Source organism: Paenibacillus sp. FSL R7-0652 (genome assembly GCF_038595045.1).
GTDB lineage: Bacteria > Bacillota > Bacilli > Paenibacillales > Paenibacillaceae > Paenibacillus.
Map to the genome: position 1 here is coordinate 6,590,394 of NZ_CP152001.1, position 14,695 is coordinate 6,605,088.

Annotated in this window: 11 protein-coding genes and 1 pseudogene; 1 reads left to right on the forward strand and 11 read right to left on the reverse strand. The window is 42.7% G+C overall.

The window, feature by feature from the left end:
* Nucleotides 1-346: 346 nt before the first annotated feature.
* The 9 genes and pseudogenes from MKY97_RS28630 to MKY97_RS28670 form a co-directional block, all read right to left on the reverse strand.
* Nucleotides 347-754 carry a VOC family protein gene (locus tag MKY97_RS28630; RefSeq protein ID WP_342556484.1) on the reverse strand — a complete coding sequence of 136 codons (408 nt, stop codon included), beginning with the start codon at nucleotides 752-754 and terminating at the stop codon, nucleotides 347-349.
* Nucleotides 755-926: 172 nt separating this feature from the next.
* Nucleotides 927-2,540, reverse strand: coding sequence for a sigma factor-like helix-turn-helix DNA-binding protein (locus MKY97_RS28635; RefSeq protein ID WP_342553518.1), 1,614 nt, complete (start codon nucleotides 2,538-2,540; stop codon nucleotides 927-929).
* An 899-nt stretch (nucleotides 2,541-3,439) separates the two neighbouring features.
* Nucleotides 3,440-3,697 (reverse strand): annotated as a pseudogene (locus MKY97_RS28640) (CD3324 family protein); the annotation flags it as partial.
* Nucleotides 3,698-3,708: 11 nt separating this feature from the next.
* Complete coding sequence (locus tag MKY97_RS28645) at nucleotides 3,709-4,413, reverse strand: hypothetical protein (protein WP_342553519.1); 705 nt, start codon at nucleotides 4,411-4,413, stop codon at nucleotides 3,709-3,711.
* Between the two features lie 264 nt (nucleotides 4,414-4,677).
* Nucleotides 4,678-5,316 (reverse strand): hypothetical protein, encoded by a 639-nt coding sequence (locus MKY97_RS28650; protein WP_342553520.1) that lies wholly within the window; start codon nucleotides 5,314-5,316, stop codon nucleotides 4,678-4,680.
* A gap of 384 nt (nucleotides 5,317-5,700) precedes the next feature.
* Entirely contained in the window at nucleotides 5,701-7,191 is a 1,491-nt protein-coding gene (locus MKY97_RS28655; RefSeq protein WP_342553521.1) for an aldehyde dehydrogenase family protein, read from the reverse strand.
* Nucleotides 7,192-7,206: 15 nt separating this feature from the next.
* Nucleotides 7,207-8,292 (reverse strand): 5-methyltetrahydropteroyltriglutamate--homocysteine S-methyltransferase, encoded by a 1,086-nt coding sequence (locus tag MKY97_RS28660; RefSeq protein WP_342553522.1) that lies wholly within the window; start codon nucleotides 8,290-8,292, stop codon nucleotides 7,207-7,209.
* 212 nt (nucleotides 8,293-8,504) lie between these two features.
* Nucleotides 8,505-9,836 (reverse strand): SMI1/KNR4 family protein, encoded by a 1,332-nt coding sequence (locus tag MKY97_RS28665; protein ID WP_342553523.1) that lies wholly within the window; start codon nucleotides 9,834-9,836, stop codon nucleotides 8,505-8,507.
* 19 nt (nucleotides 9,837-9,855) lie between these two features.
* On the reverse strand, nucleotides 9,856-10,365 hold the full coding sequence (locus MKY97_RS28670) for an endonuclease V (RefSeq protein WP_342553524.1): 510 nt from the start codon (nucleotides 10,363-10,365) through the stop codon (nucleotides 9,856-9,858).
* A 286-nt stretch (nucleotides 10,366-10,651) separates the two neighbouring features.
* Between MKY97_RS28670 and MKY97_RS28675 the strand changes: the two genes are divergently transcribed.
* Nucleotides 10,652-11,611, forward strand: coding sequence for a YndJ family transporter (locus MKY97_RS28675; RefSeq protein WP_342553525.1), 960 nt, complete (start codon nucleotides 10,652-10,654; stop codon nucleotides 11,609-11,611).
* 141 nt (nucleotides 11,612-11,752) lie between these two features.
* Here MKY97_RS28675 and MKY97_RS28680 read toward each other — a convergent pair whose 3' ends face one another.
* Both MKY97_RS28680 and MKY97_RS28685 read right to left on the reverse strand, forming a co-directional pair.
* The gene (locus MKY97_RS28680; RefSeq protein ID WP_342553526.1) at nucleotides 11,753-13,492 is read right to left on the reverse strand and encodes an ATP-binding cassette domain-containing protein; all 1,740 of its coding nucleotides are present in this window, start codon (nucleotides 13,490-13,492) and stop codon (nucleotides 11,753-11,755) included.
* 223 nt (nucleotides 13,493-13,715) lie between these two features.
* Entirely contained in the window at nucleotides 13,716-14,690 is a 975-nt protein-coding gene (locus MKY97_RS28685; RefSeq protein ID WP_342553527.1) for a phosphotransferase, read from the reverse strand.
* Nucleotides 14,691-14,695: the final 5 nt, after the last annotated feature.

The following is a 14,695-nucleotide window of genomic DNA, read 5'->3' on the forward strand; positions in this document are numbered from 1 at the left end:
AACTAAAATTTAAAATAAACTAATTTCTACCTTAATCGGTTTTGATCCTTTTCATTTCAAACAGCACAATAATCTAGGTTAAACTATTGGAATACAAGGATATCATTCCAAATATAATGGTTTCCTCTCCGGGGCATCGTCCAGATGCTCCAGCAGAGAACTCTAGCCATATTGACTTACCTTCTTTTACCTTCTTTCTATATCAAGATGATAGCGAAAATTAGTATAACCTTTGTCTCTAAACAAATTCTGAACATCCACCTTGTCAGATAAAATGAACAACAAACGCCCTGTCTACTGGTTTATTATAATAAACCGTAAGCAGGGCGTGGGTTTGGATGCATCATTATTTATGTCTCATACTGAAACGTTTAATGGCTTCCTCTGTTACTGGTTCGAACAGGTTCACCAAGTTTCCATCGGGATCACGAAACAGCAGCGAGCGGTTTCCCCACGGCATCGTCGTTGGTTCCTGAACCCAATGATTAACATGAGGTCTCAAACGAATATACTCGGTATCGACATCGGCTGTATGGAACTCCAGTATGACTTGATGATGATTGGCTCCCCGGGTTGTATCCATTCCAAATAACGCTGTCGTCTGGGTGTGACCGATGGCAAGGGTGCATGTCGGCAATATGAACTCTGCAAACACCGGTGAAGGTCTCTTCGCCGCAACCCCCAAAACGTTCTCGTAAAAATCAACGAGACCTTCTACATTGTCAGTAATAATACGTACAGAAGCAAAATTCACAATGATCATCCTTCCCTATTCCTAATGGATTGTGCTGCAGTGCAGGCTTCTTACTGGTCCATCTCATGCATCTCAACTACACATATCCGATTATAAATAAACGCCACTGACAGCGTTATGTCAGCAGCGTTTATCCCATTTCTTAGGTTGGAAAGAATGCCATGCTCTAGCTCTAATTCATAAACATAATCGTGGAGATGCCTTTTTGCCTGTGTGGATCAGGTATATGCAGCATACCGATGTCAATCAAATGGTGGAGTATGTAGGTGCGCATTGTCCTTGAGGCCAAGCTGTTCTGTGACCAGTAACGCACATATTTATGGGCATGTCTAGGCTGGCCTTCAAGATGGAGTCGGTAGACTTCCTGATCCAATTGGGCTGCAGCCTCTTTGATTTGTTCAGATGGTTGGGGGATTGCGGCCTGCAGACGTTCTCCTGTTTGCTTGTTCTTGCAGTAAACAACATTGATTTCAGGCTCAGCATCTGTGCGCAGTACATATTGCTTCTCAAACAGGCGCTGGTATGCATCAATATTCATATGGTTTTGCGGTAAATCTCCTTTGATTACGTGCATTAAGCTGATGAAGTCTGAACTGAGGTTATCTCTCCAGCCGCCCTGCCTGCCGCACCACCACGTATCGATCTGCCAGGCATTTAATGAGAATTCTTCAGAAATCCGGTTCATATCACCACAGACATAATATAAACCGCGGTCATAGCTTACATTGAACTCTCTAGCGATGACTGCGTAAGCAGCATAATATCCACCATCTTTACGATGAACTGCAACCTCATCATGACCTATCTTCTCGAGCTCTCTAAATCCCAGCTGTTGACCTGCATACGGAACAAGGCTCCACATCAGCAGGTTCATGTCCCCGTTCGGGATATAGACACCCGTTTCTTTGAAAACATCAGTCATTGCAAAAAACTTTAAGAAGTAATGCTCGACAGCAATCGCTGCGTACTCCTGGTACAGACGATGCAGAGATTCACTTTTCGTCTGAGATGGTTCCTCTATGTACATATTCGTACGATATTTGCCGCCTGCGAGGAGATCCAAAAATCCGTACTCTTCTAATGATTGGACTTCGTCCTCTATGAATACAGGCGAAATCCCCAGTTCTTCAGCCATTTCTTTAACAGTAAGCAGCTTGTGATAAGCGGCAAAAGCGATATTCTGTCTGATAGCTGTTGCTAAAAAGTTGGAGGTATCGCCTTTGCTGCCCGGAGAACCGACATGGCCTAAACTTGACATGCGGACCGGATGAATACCCAGACTGCCTATCGATCGAATGGTGCCCATCTTGTGCTTCAGCTCCTTTTTCGCTTCGAATAAGTGCCATTTGACCGTGCCGCTGGATAGCCTCATGGCTGATGCGATTTCACGAATTTTCATGCTGCCGTAATAGTACTTCATTACAATCTCGCGCTGCTGGTGAGATAGAAAAGCGATCTCACGCCGCAGTGTGCCAGCTGTTTCCTGGCGGATCATCGCATCCAGTCCCTCATCTTGGGATATCACCGCGTGATCATTGATCTGCAACTGGCTGCTTCCCTTCACTTTCTCTCCCACGTATTTCGCCCACACATAATGTGCAATCTTAAAGATATAGCTGTTCAGATCCAGAAACTCCGTTTTCTTGAGAAGTGCCTGATAGACCTCCAGCGTGATTCTTCCCGCCAGTTCTTCGGCTTCAGCGATACTGCACGTTTTATTCAAAGCAAATCCATACAGCGGCTTAACGTAATCCTTGATGATGCAGTCTGCTTCTTTCTTCTCCATTGCACAAAGCTCCTTTTTCAGCGTACTCCATTAAATACTGCAGCGAAAACGAAAAAGGTTGGGAACTGTAGAAAAATAATTTAGTTACATCTCACGAAGCTGAGAAGTATCCAAATCTGCTCTTCCCAAATAACCACTACAGAGCACAGGACGGCCTAGGATTTCATATATTTTTTTATTATTCGTTCTATCTCAAGCTGTCTTATGAGTGAAACTGAGTAATATTGCGTAAAGATAATAAAGACTTATTGCAATGAAAGCACAATATAGTGACACACTTACGGTACGGCTAAACTTGCGTTATGCCATGAAATATCAGCAAAGCTGAACGGAAAACAGTGCATTTTCCATCCAGCTTTGCTTCACTGATTTATTCTGTTAGCAGGCCGGTCAATCACAATTGCTGTCGCCTTTAGGGCTTCTAAATTCTATATGGTCCTTTGGCCAAATCAAGCTCTACCAACAAAGATAAATACGTTTCCGAAGTGCTTCATGAATCTTTTATACTCTGTATTTTCTTTCAAAATGATGATGGAGGGATAAGCATTCGTTTTGCGCTCCTTTAGCGAAGCGAACAGCTCCCTTTGCAAAGTACAATAAAACTTTCCTTCGGTATACTGGACCAGAAGGGGTGGAAGTTTGGAAGCATAATCATCATCATCTTCCTCTTCGCCTGCATCATTATCCCTGATATGAAGTGCTTCAGGTTGAACAAGACGTAATGGAAACTTAACGACTCCGAAATAGATAGGCTCTCTCTCTATTAGGTTCTGCACAGCGGGAGCAGCCTTCAGGGTAAGCAGCAGGTAAAATTGAATCCATTCTTCAATCAGCCCGGCATTCGCATAGTCTACAGCTGATGCCACTGTCGGAATATACCTTAAATCATTATCGTTATTTTTAGAATATATGATTTTTTTAATCGAATCCAAGGATAAGAAGTTTTCATCTGCAAGTTCGGATATCGTAATCCCATGGGCGTACTTATTGCGAATCATCCGATTGCGCTTCTTCAGTTGAGCCCGGTAACCTGACGCTTCACCCCAAGCCCTTTTTACTTCCCCCGAAGGAATATACAGCAGTTTCCCCGCTGCGTATTTCTGAATTTCTTTTAACAATGCCTGTGGGAGTATGTCGCTAGCATTTTCATATTTCATCCGATCACCATCTATAAGGCATATAATCGATCTTTTAATTCACTGATGGACTTCATAATGGATCTGCAGGACTCCGTATCATCAATTGAAGCATGCCAGCGCAGCACATCAATCCCTTTATAATACGCCATACATAAGAATCTTTCCTGAAAATCGGGTATGACGATGTTTCTTTTCCTGCAGTAGTCGAACAGCAATTCCGGAATTTGCAAGTACGGCTTATTCAAGTCCATGATCGCAAAATCGAGAAGGAAATCGCAGATGCCGGACCTGCTCCAGTCGGGAAATCCGATCATCGTCCTGCCATCCGTAATCAAATTATCGAAGAATGCATTGTTATATACCAAGTAACGTTTTCCTTCACAGTACGGAATTCTGTTCTTCATTTCCTGCAAGTATGTTTCAAAAAAATCACGATCAAGTATTGTTGTCTGGAACATCTCTTTCCAATTGTACCAGTAGCCCTCTTTATGCTCTGCAAATGTTCCGACCAGAAACTCCTCACAGCTCCCGTATTCTGTATTACATTCATCATCAAACTCACCGCAGCCCTCTATTCCCTTGATATCGGATCTATGAATTTCCATGATCTTGTCAAAGAATAACTCGTGGCAGGCTTTAAACTGTTCCACGTTCAATTGATCGGCGCTAAACCCATTCGGCGTGATACACACATTCTCTGAAAGTATTGATCTAATGATACTGTCCCTACTCATCTTATCTTCTTCCTTTCCCAATTAGAATTCATCAGGTGCGCATCTGACCTAGGAAAAGGATAACATTGTAATTGCGTTGGATATAGGCAGTGAATACCTTAACCAAACTTTGCATAGCCACTACATAAAGTTTCCATTATATCAGGCGCTGTATTCGCCTATTCTGAAACGGCCAGCTTCAGCCCAAATTCATAGAGCGCACAAGGCCATCTACACTTTCATATCACTCTTCCTTTCATGACTTAGGATTTTCATCCATTACACTTAAGAAAATTGACAGAAACCGGCTGTAGGGTGCTGTATCTCCTTTTCCATTTTGGCGAAAATATATAGCGAACCAAAACCAAATGGATAATTACCATCCTCTCGTATCAATGTATCGGGATAACCATCTTCATCGACTTGGAAAAAGAATGATAGTGAATCCTTCTTGAGCTTTGCGAAATAATAGTCTTCATTCTGAATCAGTCTCGGATTACCGCCCACCTTAATCAAAAAGGGCTGCTCCATTGATATTTCGTCCTTGCTTCGTTCTCCGTGTGAGATGGAGTGTTTTATCAGATCCTTGTGAGTAAAGGACGCCTGTGTGCTTTCCGCTGAAACAGGATGTTCGATTACCTTGATTGAGCAGTGAGGATAGATGTTATTCTCCAAATAGATATCACGATCCTCAGGGATAAAGATCGAAATCATGCACTCTGGTTTGAAGGGGTGGTTAAGGCTCAGATAAAAAGCATACTTCTGGTTACCTTCGTGGATGTGTTCTGCTTGGTCGTCAAAAAACTCGGGTGCATTTCCGCCGATCCAGCCTGCTCTATGTTCATTGGTTAAGAAAGGTTTGGCATAATAAAGAATAGATTCTACTCTAGCAGTCAAAATATTCGCTTGATTCTCTATAGTCACTTTACAACTCCCTCTCCAGAATCGGATATTCACTTATTTTATTCGTATACAGCACTCATCTTCATTATAAAGAAGACCTGTCTCTGATCCACCTACGTTTAACCTCATTTCTGGAATTTTAAAGGACATCATATATTGCCGTATTCAGCAAAAGCATACATATTGTGGAGCCTGATTCGCACTGAGCTGCCTCCAATCGCTATGTGCCGTATTTACAGTGTTAAAATATTGGTTACGAATCTTATATCAAAGAAAAAAGCGCCCTGCCTACTGATTTAACAATCAGTAAACAAAACGCAATTCATGGAGATCCACACTTCAATTTCACATGTACATTCTCTGTGTGACTGGGTGATGCCAAAGTTTTGGAATTTGAGATACTATTTATTCAGGTATATACGGAAGATCCAGTGTCTTCGGAACGTTGATTACATGCTTTTCCGTATACGTGCGAATCCCCTCCGCACCGTATTCACGGCCAATACCCGATTGCTTGAAGCCGCCAAAAGGGAACCGGACATCAAGCCCCTGCACAGCAGCTGTATTGATCATCGTTGTTCCAGCTTCAAGCTCACGGGCCAGAGAGATGGCATCCTCTTCTTTTCCCCATACAGAACTCGTAAGTCCATATATACTTTCATTGTGCAGTTTAATGGCCTGCTCTTCATCGTCAAAGGGCAGAATCGGAACGGTAGGACCAAACTGTTCCTCCATGACAATCGGATCATGAACATCGCAATCCAAAACAAGTGTTGGCTGCAGGTAGTATCCTTGTTCAAACCGCTGCTGATCAAGAATTTGGCCGAGAGGGATGACCTTGGCCCCGCGCTTTTGCGCATCTTCAACCAAGCTTTGCACATAATCTCTCTGCTTCAGGTTATTGACGGGACCTACCGTCGTATTTGGATCAAATGGATCACCAATTCGAATCCAACGATTGGCGGCTTCTATATATTTTTCCACAAATCCATTATAAATCGAACGGTGTACATATACGCGTTTGGCAATCATACAGATTTGGCCTGTCGTCAAGAAGTTAGAGATGACAATCCGGCGCATAGCTCGCTCATCATGAACGTCAAAGCTTTCCAAGAAGATTGCCGCGTCATTCCCGCCAAGCTCCAGCGTCATATCCTTAATCGTTTCGGAAGCGGCTTTGATAATATGCTTCGCTGTTGCGGTTCCACCTGTAAAGGCGATTTTTGTCACGAGAGGATGACTCGTCAGTTCAACGCCCACATCGGCATCACCGTATACAACATTGATTACACCAGCCGGGAACTCACTCGCAATGATCTCTGCCACCTTCGCCGCCGCAAGTGGTGCATATGGACTCGGTTTAAGCACAATCGTATTGCCCGCAAGTAAAGCTGGTGCGATCTTGATCGTAGATAGAGCAATAGGATAGTTCCATGGACTAATCGCTGCCACCGCACCAATTGGATCATAGGATACAATGGTTTTACCATGGTCATGCTCATGGATCTCTTCCGCCAGAACGGATGCAGCTTCATTACAAGCAAACTCCATCCACATCAGCGAAACAAATATTTCACCATGTGCATCATACAGCGGTTTACCATGCTCTCTGGACAGCAAATTCACAATTTCATTCTCTGCTGCTTTAATTTTCTCTATCGCCTTGCGCATCCGAGTAATGCGTTCATCAATGGAGGTCTTTTTCCATGTTTTAAAAGCAACCGACGCTGCTTCGATGGCGGTGACCGCTTGTTCTTTCGTAGTAACAGGAAAATAACCTACGATTTCAGCAGGGTTGGCCGGATTCTCTTTTGCTAACTGCGAAAGGGATTTTACATGCTGACCGTTAATAAAGGCTTCAACTGTAACTGTCTCTTGATCTGCTTGAATCGTCATACGAAATTCCCTCCGTTAGGTCCATACTTCCTCTGCAATTTCCTTCACATAACGCAGTTTACGCCATTGTTGTTCTTCTGTTAAAATATTGCCTTCTTCGGTGGAAGAAAAGCCGCATTGTGGGCTCAGACAAAGCTGATCAAGAGGAACATAAGCTGCCGCTTCTGCAATCCGGGCTTTGATCTGCTCTTTATTTTCTAACTCGCCGGTTTTCGATGTGATTAAACCAAGCACGATTTTCAAATCTGGTCGATTCACATATTTTAATGGCTCGAAACTACCTGAGCGCTCATCGTCAAATTCTAAAAATAAGCCATCTACGTTTAAGCCTCCAAATATAACCTCAGAAGCATAATCGTAACCACCCGTTGAGAAATAGTTGGATTTATAGTTACCCCGACAAATATGCATCGTCACAACTAAATCTGCCGGTTTATAAGCCAAAGTTTCATTAATCATGTGCTGCATCGTTTTCAACTCTTCCGCTGGTTCCAAACCTTTAGCGCGCAGTTTATCATGGCCAGCCTCTGAGAAGAGATCTGCCCAAGCTGTATCATCTAATTGCAGATAACGACAGCCCGCATCATAGAAGGCTTGAATGGCTTTTTGATAGGCCGCAATCGTATCCTGAATGAATTGCTCCCGATCCGTATAGCTGTTGGCGCCGTTTTCCAATCGATAAAGAAGCATATTCGGACTTGGAATGGTTTGTTTCGCCACGGCGTCACCTGCATGTTTTTTCACGAATTTAAAGTGCTCCACAAAGGGATGTGTAGAGAAATCGACCTTACCTACAACCCGAATTCCACCCTTGCGAGTCTGCATGTTATGGAACTGAGGTCCATCAATTTCCTCATACAGCTCTACGCCATCCAAGCCGCCCAGAAAATCAAAGTGCCACCAGCTTCTGCGGAACTCACCATCCGTAATAGCGAGTACGCCATTTTCTTTTTGTTTATCAATTAATCGAATAATCTCTTGATCTTCCACAGATCTTAGTTCCTCATATGTAATCGTGCCAGTTTTATATTGTTCACGTGCCTGACTCAAGTTCGCAGGACGTAGGAAGCTTCCAACGTGATCGTTACGAAATGGTATCATAGTAAAATCTCCTTCTAACTCTTTTAGTTTCCTGAGTATAGCATGATCAAAATGATCACCCGTAATATGAAAAAAGCATGACTGGTCATAGCTTTTAGCAATAACAAAAAGAGCTCAACAAGCAAAAAATCCACAACCTCATAGGGTAGTGGATTAGGGTGGAGCGAAATGCTGTGGTCGTTTCGCAGCGACAGAATGCATCTCTAAGCAAATTATTGTTCATCAAAATAATCATCTCGCAAATCTAATTCTTTCAAACAATCTATGAATTTTTCTCTGAAATGAGGTTGGTTTTTATATTCAGGCCACACGGCCTTGTAATAAGGTAATAACTTTTCATGAGGAATAAGGCCCCAATATGAAATTGTATGTTTCAAAACTTCTTTTTGGTCGCTGCCCATCAACATTTGCTCCATTATTTCCCACTCTTCCGACTTGTTAGAACAATTTCGTGCAGCATAGATTGCAGCAGTTTGTATGTTCGGATCAGTGTGGCACAAGAACGGTGCAAAGTTTTGAAGGGTAATTGCGCCCGATGATTCCAAGACATACCCCACATGACGTAACGTTTCCGGATCTTGAACTCTGTCCAGGCTTTGCAGTATCACTTGTATAAACTCCGTTAAATCAGCAGATTTACCGTACCAGTTCAGAATGTTTAAAGCTTGTAAGAAATCTTCATTTCTTTCTGAATGCATCAGCTCAAGCAGGAGTTCTCTTCCTGCGTCAATAGAGGTTTTGCAGATTAACTGGATGGCTGTCGAGCGATCATGTTGACTTTGCTCTGCAGCGCTGATTAAGAATTCAATGGTGGGCTGCGTCACTTTCTTAAACTTAAACATTCCCTCAAGAGCTTTGGTCTCCATTTCTCTATTGGCAGCGTTTTGATAAACCTGTATCAGCGCCTGTTCATCACCCGGCATTCGACTGCCAAACCAAGTGATATCATAATCCAAAATGATTTCATCCAACCAGCGCTCATACCAGTCCAGAAAGTGTTCTTCGTAGACAAAGAAAAAGGGATGATCCGGATGAAAATCTGAAGTGTAAACGACCTTACCTCTATAAGTCCCTTCAAGTATGAGATACATATCGTACTCGCAGCCTTGTGTGCCAATGCACAGCATGCCACCCAGCACCCGTTCACGGGCTGCTTCATATTCCAGGTCGGAGATGTCCTCATCCCGAATCAAAGGTTCTATAAGATGATTCCAATCCTCCTTTGTCATCTCGGGGTACAGAACACATTTAGAATGGAGTGCATGACTAGCGGTATAGGAAGCTGCCTTCCCTATTGAATATAATCCGTAATAGGGTCCGGCCCCTCCATTACCCACTTCCGTTAAAAACTGCGCATAAGACTCCGGGAGTGTAACCTGATTCTCTACCTGCCACTGTGTTAGCTCTTTTTGTGTCAGCTTCCGATCGACCTTATACTGGTGTGAAGATGCTCCAAACACCAAAAAAGCCGTATCCTTCTGCATAGCTTTTTCGAGCTTGTATTTGATTCGATCCAGCTGCGTTTCTTTCTTCCGAAACAACATAATGAATTCCCCCAGTTGGTTATCGCTGGCCTTCCTTCGTCTGCTTATCCAGTAATTTCAGCAGATGCGGAAATCGGTATTCCCCATACATACGCTGTATGTGCTGTGCAGCAGTTTCCAGCTCCATGCCGATAGAAGTGATATACAGAGGTTTAGTGCTTTTCCCCCGGTAAACCTCTTTGACAACAGCCTCATTATTGTGAAAGGCATTTTTTGCGACACCGATCACTGGAATTCTCTCAGAAAATTCTCTATACACAAAATGTCCAAGTCCAGGCCTTTTTTCGTTGTTTAAATATACATAGCCATCTACCACAATAGTATGTATTTCATTAATGTCGGTATTTTTCATGAGTTCACGTATGCACGGAAGTTCTCGTTTGTAGAAAGAGCCGGGTTCGTATTCGTGAGGGTTCCCCGTGTAAGAGGTGATGATATCGAGTGGTTCAGCATCTTCCCAATTTTGAAAAATAACCCCCACTGATTTTGCTCGATTTTCCTCATAATACACATCGACAGCAATGATCATAAATGTCGGTCACTTCCCTGTAATATTTTAAACTGCCGGTTAATTCCATTGTACCATATCGTATCTTTTCAGCTGTAGACTCACCTTCTGAAGAGTAACTATCTCTTATTCCGTTGAATTACCTCAAGCACAATGAACCCAGCCAAACATAGAGATTACATTTACTCGACTTCCAGTTCTGCCTACGTAGTGTTAAACTTAAACGAGAATGGCCTATCTATCTTAATGGATGCCGTACAACCGAATGAAGGCAAAATATACTCATACATATGGAGAAAGGACCATCATGAATCGTTCTCTGAAGCAGCCGATGAGATCAATTTTAGTACCCGTGATTCCCGGTGGAATCATGACTATTCTTATATTTTATTTGGATTACTTTCCATTTGAACTTGTTGAGAAATTTCTACTGTTTGCAGCTTTCGTCATTGTACCTTTTGTCATCTTGCTTTTGAACTACGATAAAAAAAATAAACAGCAGCACATCCTGTATGCCGCTATGAAGTGGCTTCAGTATCCAGCAGCGCTTCTCACCCTATTTTCCGTCATGAGCAGTACGATGTGGGGATTAGAAAACACGGAAATACCGGGTATTCTCTCTCTTGGATGGCTGCTGTTTACACTGCTGCTTGGCACCTATGGTACGACCATTATTTTAATTTCCGAAAGAAATGCGGCAGAAATAGCCATTGGCGCAGGACTGGTCTATTTTTTTATCGGAGGCATCTGGTTTACCTTATATCAATATCAAGTCAATCTGTTCCAAGCCAATCCCGCAGCACACGCGTTGAGCTCAGTCCATTTTCATTTTTCATCTGCGATCGTTCCGATTTTTATAGGTGCACTGGGACGAATCATGACGAAGAAAAGCTGGTATCCCTGGGTTGTGGCCATCGATATTATCGGACCCCTATTGATTGCTTTCGGTATGATTTTCTCGAAGCCGATCGAGTACATTGGTGTCACTCTGTTCGCCTGTAATATTGTCATTTACACCACATATCTCTTTGCTTATTTGAGAAGGAACCCCCTGCACCGTAAGGCAGCCTTCTTTTTGGGTCTTTCCTGCACTGCCTTTTACACAGTCATCGTGCTTTCTATTCTCTATCCGTTACTCAAAAATATGTTTTCTATGACGATACTCGATTTCATCCCCATATACGGATCGCTGCATGCATTTGGTTTTGTCTTATGTGGACTGATTGGTTGGGTATACATGGTAGACTCTATTAAGAAAAAAGCTTAGTTGCGAGCATAGATGCATGACCTTTGTGAATATTACCTGTAATCCAAAAGGCTCCGTCCCATCCAATTCAAATTGAAACAAAAAGACACTGAAATGCTTCTCTTCAGTGTCTTTGGTATGGATACTTTTCTATTACTGTGATTAAAGCTGCTTGATAATCTCTTCCAACTCATCGACCAAGCCTTTTGCGCGTTCAAAGTCCGTATCTTTCAACGCCAACTCGATTTGCATTTCAACCGCTTTTTTCTTTTGTTCATTTTCCAAATAATCCTTGCTGAAATGTCTGGCATATATCATTTGTCTGAATTTGCGCATACTCATTTTTCTAATCGTCTTGTCGTTAATGATAAGTACATAATCCATACCGTTTACGACGGAATAGAAATCATGGGAAATCATGAGGATTGCGCCTGGATATTCCTCAATCGCTTTCTCCAGTGCGATCTGCGTATAGATGTCCAAATGGCTTGTCGGTTCGTCAAGGAGGAGCAGATCGGCATGACTCGCAGCAGCTTTAGCCAATTGGAGCATATTTTTTTCGCCACCGGACAGCGATGCGATCTTCTGATCCAGAATTTCACCTTCAAAACCGTAGTTTACAAGATAGGCTCTGATCTCATCATACGTTTCAAACCCGGCATCAATGAATTCATGGAGGATCGTATTCGTATCTTTGAGTGTCTCGCCCTGCAGCTGCGATAAATAAGCCGCCTTGAGATTATCATTGATTTCGATGGAATCCTGATTGTTTTTAAAGATATCCCGGAGCAGTGTCGTTTTTCCGGTACCATTTGGGCCGATGATGGCCACTTTATCTGTCGATTGGATCTCGAAGCTTACATCTTTCAAAAGCAGCTCGTCAAAGGAAACACTATAGTCACTGACCTTGACAGCCATGCTGTCTTCGACTTTATGATCCAGATCAAATCGGATATTCGGCTGCTTAATATCGACAAACGGTGCTTTGATTCTGCGCGCTTCCAATCGTTCTTGAAATTTCACCCTCGCTTTTAACGCTCTACCTCTGGAAGCTTCTGAGTTAATCGTTGCAATCGCTCTGAGATTTTCGATGACACCATCGTACCTCTCGATCTCCTCCGCTTCAGCAACCGCGATCTCCTGCAGCTCTATTTTAGTCTGCAGCAAGGAGAAATTGTACTCGATATATCGTCCGTCAAACTCCTGAAGTTCCAAGTTTTCGAGGTGAATGATTTTGTTGAAACAATGATTCAAAAGATAGCGATTATGCGTAACGACCAGCAGCATTCCTTTGTGGGAGTTAATCAATTGTTTAAGCGCATTGAGATTTTCGAAGTCTAAAAATACATCCGGTTCGTCCATAATCATCAGATCCGGACTACGGAGCATTTCCTTCATTACTTGAATAAGCTTGAATTCCCCGCCGCTCAAGGAAGATACGCCAACGTCTTTTAGCTTCAGAAGGTTGGCCAGATTCAGCTGCTTATGGATCGTACTTTCATAATCATCGCCACCCATTGCATCTAATGTGTCCAGCGCTAATTGAACCTTTTCCAGCAGCGAATCCATATCCGGCGCAGTTCCCATCTCCGCATACATGGCTGTGATTTCATCCTGGATCTTGATAAAATCCTCCGCGATATATTCAAAAACAGTCATCTCTGCCGTGGGGTCTACCTGCGAGAACTGACTCACATATCCGATTCTATACTCAGGGTCAATCTCCAGTTTCCCCTCGAACAGATGTCTTTCCGGGTCCATCAGGATTTCGATCAGCGTACTTTTACCACTACCGCTTGTTCCGATAAAGGCGCAGTGTTGGCCTTCTTCAAGCGTAAATGAAATATTTTTGTAGAGTTCTTTTTGCGGAAACGAGAAGGATAGTTGTTCAACTTTGATCATGGTGTTACCTTTCTTGGTATCTGAATTAGTAATTATGGTTGGAGGTACTGCAGATTGTAAGTTTGAGGTTGTCGATTCTCAGCGTAACACTGATTGAGGGTGAGTACAATTGGTTTGTATTTCTAAGCTTACGTTGAAGTTTGGCTCCTTAGAGCAGAACAAGTCAGGGCCATCCTATGTTGGATGACCCTGACTCAATGTCTTTATTAAAGTTTTGTATACATTATCGCAAAAAATCCATTTCAATATAGGGAGCGTTATTTAACAAATTTCCATAGTAGAAGCGTCGGGCCTGCTCAAACCATTCGCTCCAATCAGGAGCGTTAAAGTCTCTGCTTCTATACAGCGCAGCTAGAACTCTAGCCTGCCTTAGATTGATAAAAAGTGGTATTTGGCTCAACTGATCTTGACTGATCGTATTTTCTTTAGTGTAGCCGTTTAAGAAGCTGCCGTAGTAGCGTTTGGCGATCTCCTTCCTGACATCTTCTGACACAACCCACGGAATAGGGATTTCATAAAATAATGGTGCAGCAATATCAGAAACAAACCAACTGTACTCGACTTCGTCGTAGTCAATAATAAAGGCTTCATCTTCATCGTTAAGATAATTGCCAGGACTGATATCCCCATGAATAAGACCGTACGTATCCTTTTCCTTCGGTAGAGCGCTGACTTCAGTAATTATAAGATCAAAGTTGGGATGTAATTCCAGCGGGCAATACTTCTTAAATGAAGCTAGTAGGGTATTATCATTCCATTCAAAACGTGGAATCTGAGGCGAATAATTACGTGAAAGCTTATGTATCTTTCCAACCATTTGTCCAATATTCTCATAAAATGTACTGCTCTCTTCCGCTATAACTGCACTTCTGCCGGGCGCTTTCTCAAAAGCAGCTGCAGTAAAGGACTCGTCAATGATATGAATGAAATCCCCTGATAAAGACTGAATGGGCCTCGCTGCTTTCATCCCATGATCCGCCAGAAACATGACAAAATCCAGTTCTGCTCTTGTTAATGATTCATTCCGATGTGTGATATGCGTGATTCTTAAAATAACCTCTCGATCTCCGATTACCCCGGAATAAACGAAGTTCTGAAACCCGTTTAACTCGATAATGGAATCTTCGCGTATCCCAAAACATTGTGCGGACTGTCTCATTATATCTTGTGTGAACAGTTGTTTAATCTTTTTATCCATACAAT

Coding starts and splice junctions, on each gene's coding strand:
- MKY97_RS28685 (WP_342553527.1), bottom strand. CDS start 14,690: ATGGATAAAAAGATTAAACAACTGTTCACACAAGATATAATGAGACAG.
- MKY97_RS28680 (WP_342553526.1), bottom strand. CDS start 13,492: ATGATCAAAGTTGAACAACTATCCTTCTCGTTTCCGCAAAAAGAACTC.
- MKY97_RS28665 (WP_342553523.1), bottom strand. CDS start 9,836: ATGTTGTTTCGGAAGAAAGAAACGCAGCTGGATCGAATCAAATACAAG.
- MKY97_RS28670 (WP_342553524.1), bottom strand. CDS start 10,365: ATGATCATTGCTGTCGATGTGTATTATGAGGAAAATCGAGCAAAATCA.
- MKY97_RS28660 (WP_342553522.1), bottom strand. CDS start 8,292: ATGATACCATTTCGTAACGATCACGTTGGAAGCTTCCTACGTCCTGCG.
- MKY97_RS28675 (WP_342553525.1), top strand. CDS start 10,652: ATGAATCGTTCTCTGAAGCAGCCGATGAGATCAATTTTAGTACCCGTG.
- MKY97_RS28655 (WP_342553521.1), bottom strand. CDS start 7,191: ATGACGATTCAAGCAGATCAAGAGACAGTTACAGTTGAAGCCTTTATT.
- MKY97_RS28635 (WP_342553518.1), bottom strand. CDS start 2,540: ATGGAGAAGAAAGAAGCAGACTGCATCATCAAGGATTACGTTAAGCCG.
- MKY97_RS28645 (WP_342553519.1), bottom strand. CDS start 4,413: ATGAGTAGGGACAGTATCATTAGATCAATACTTTCAGAGAATGTGTGT.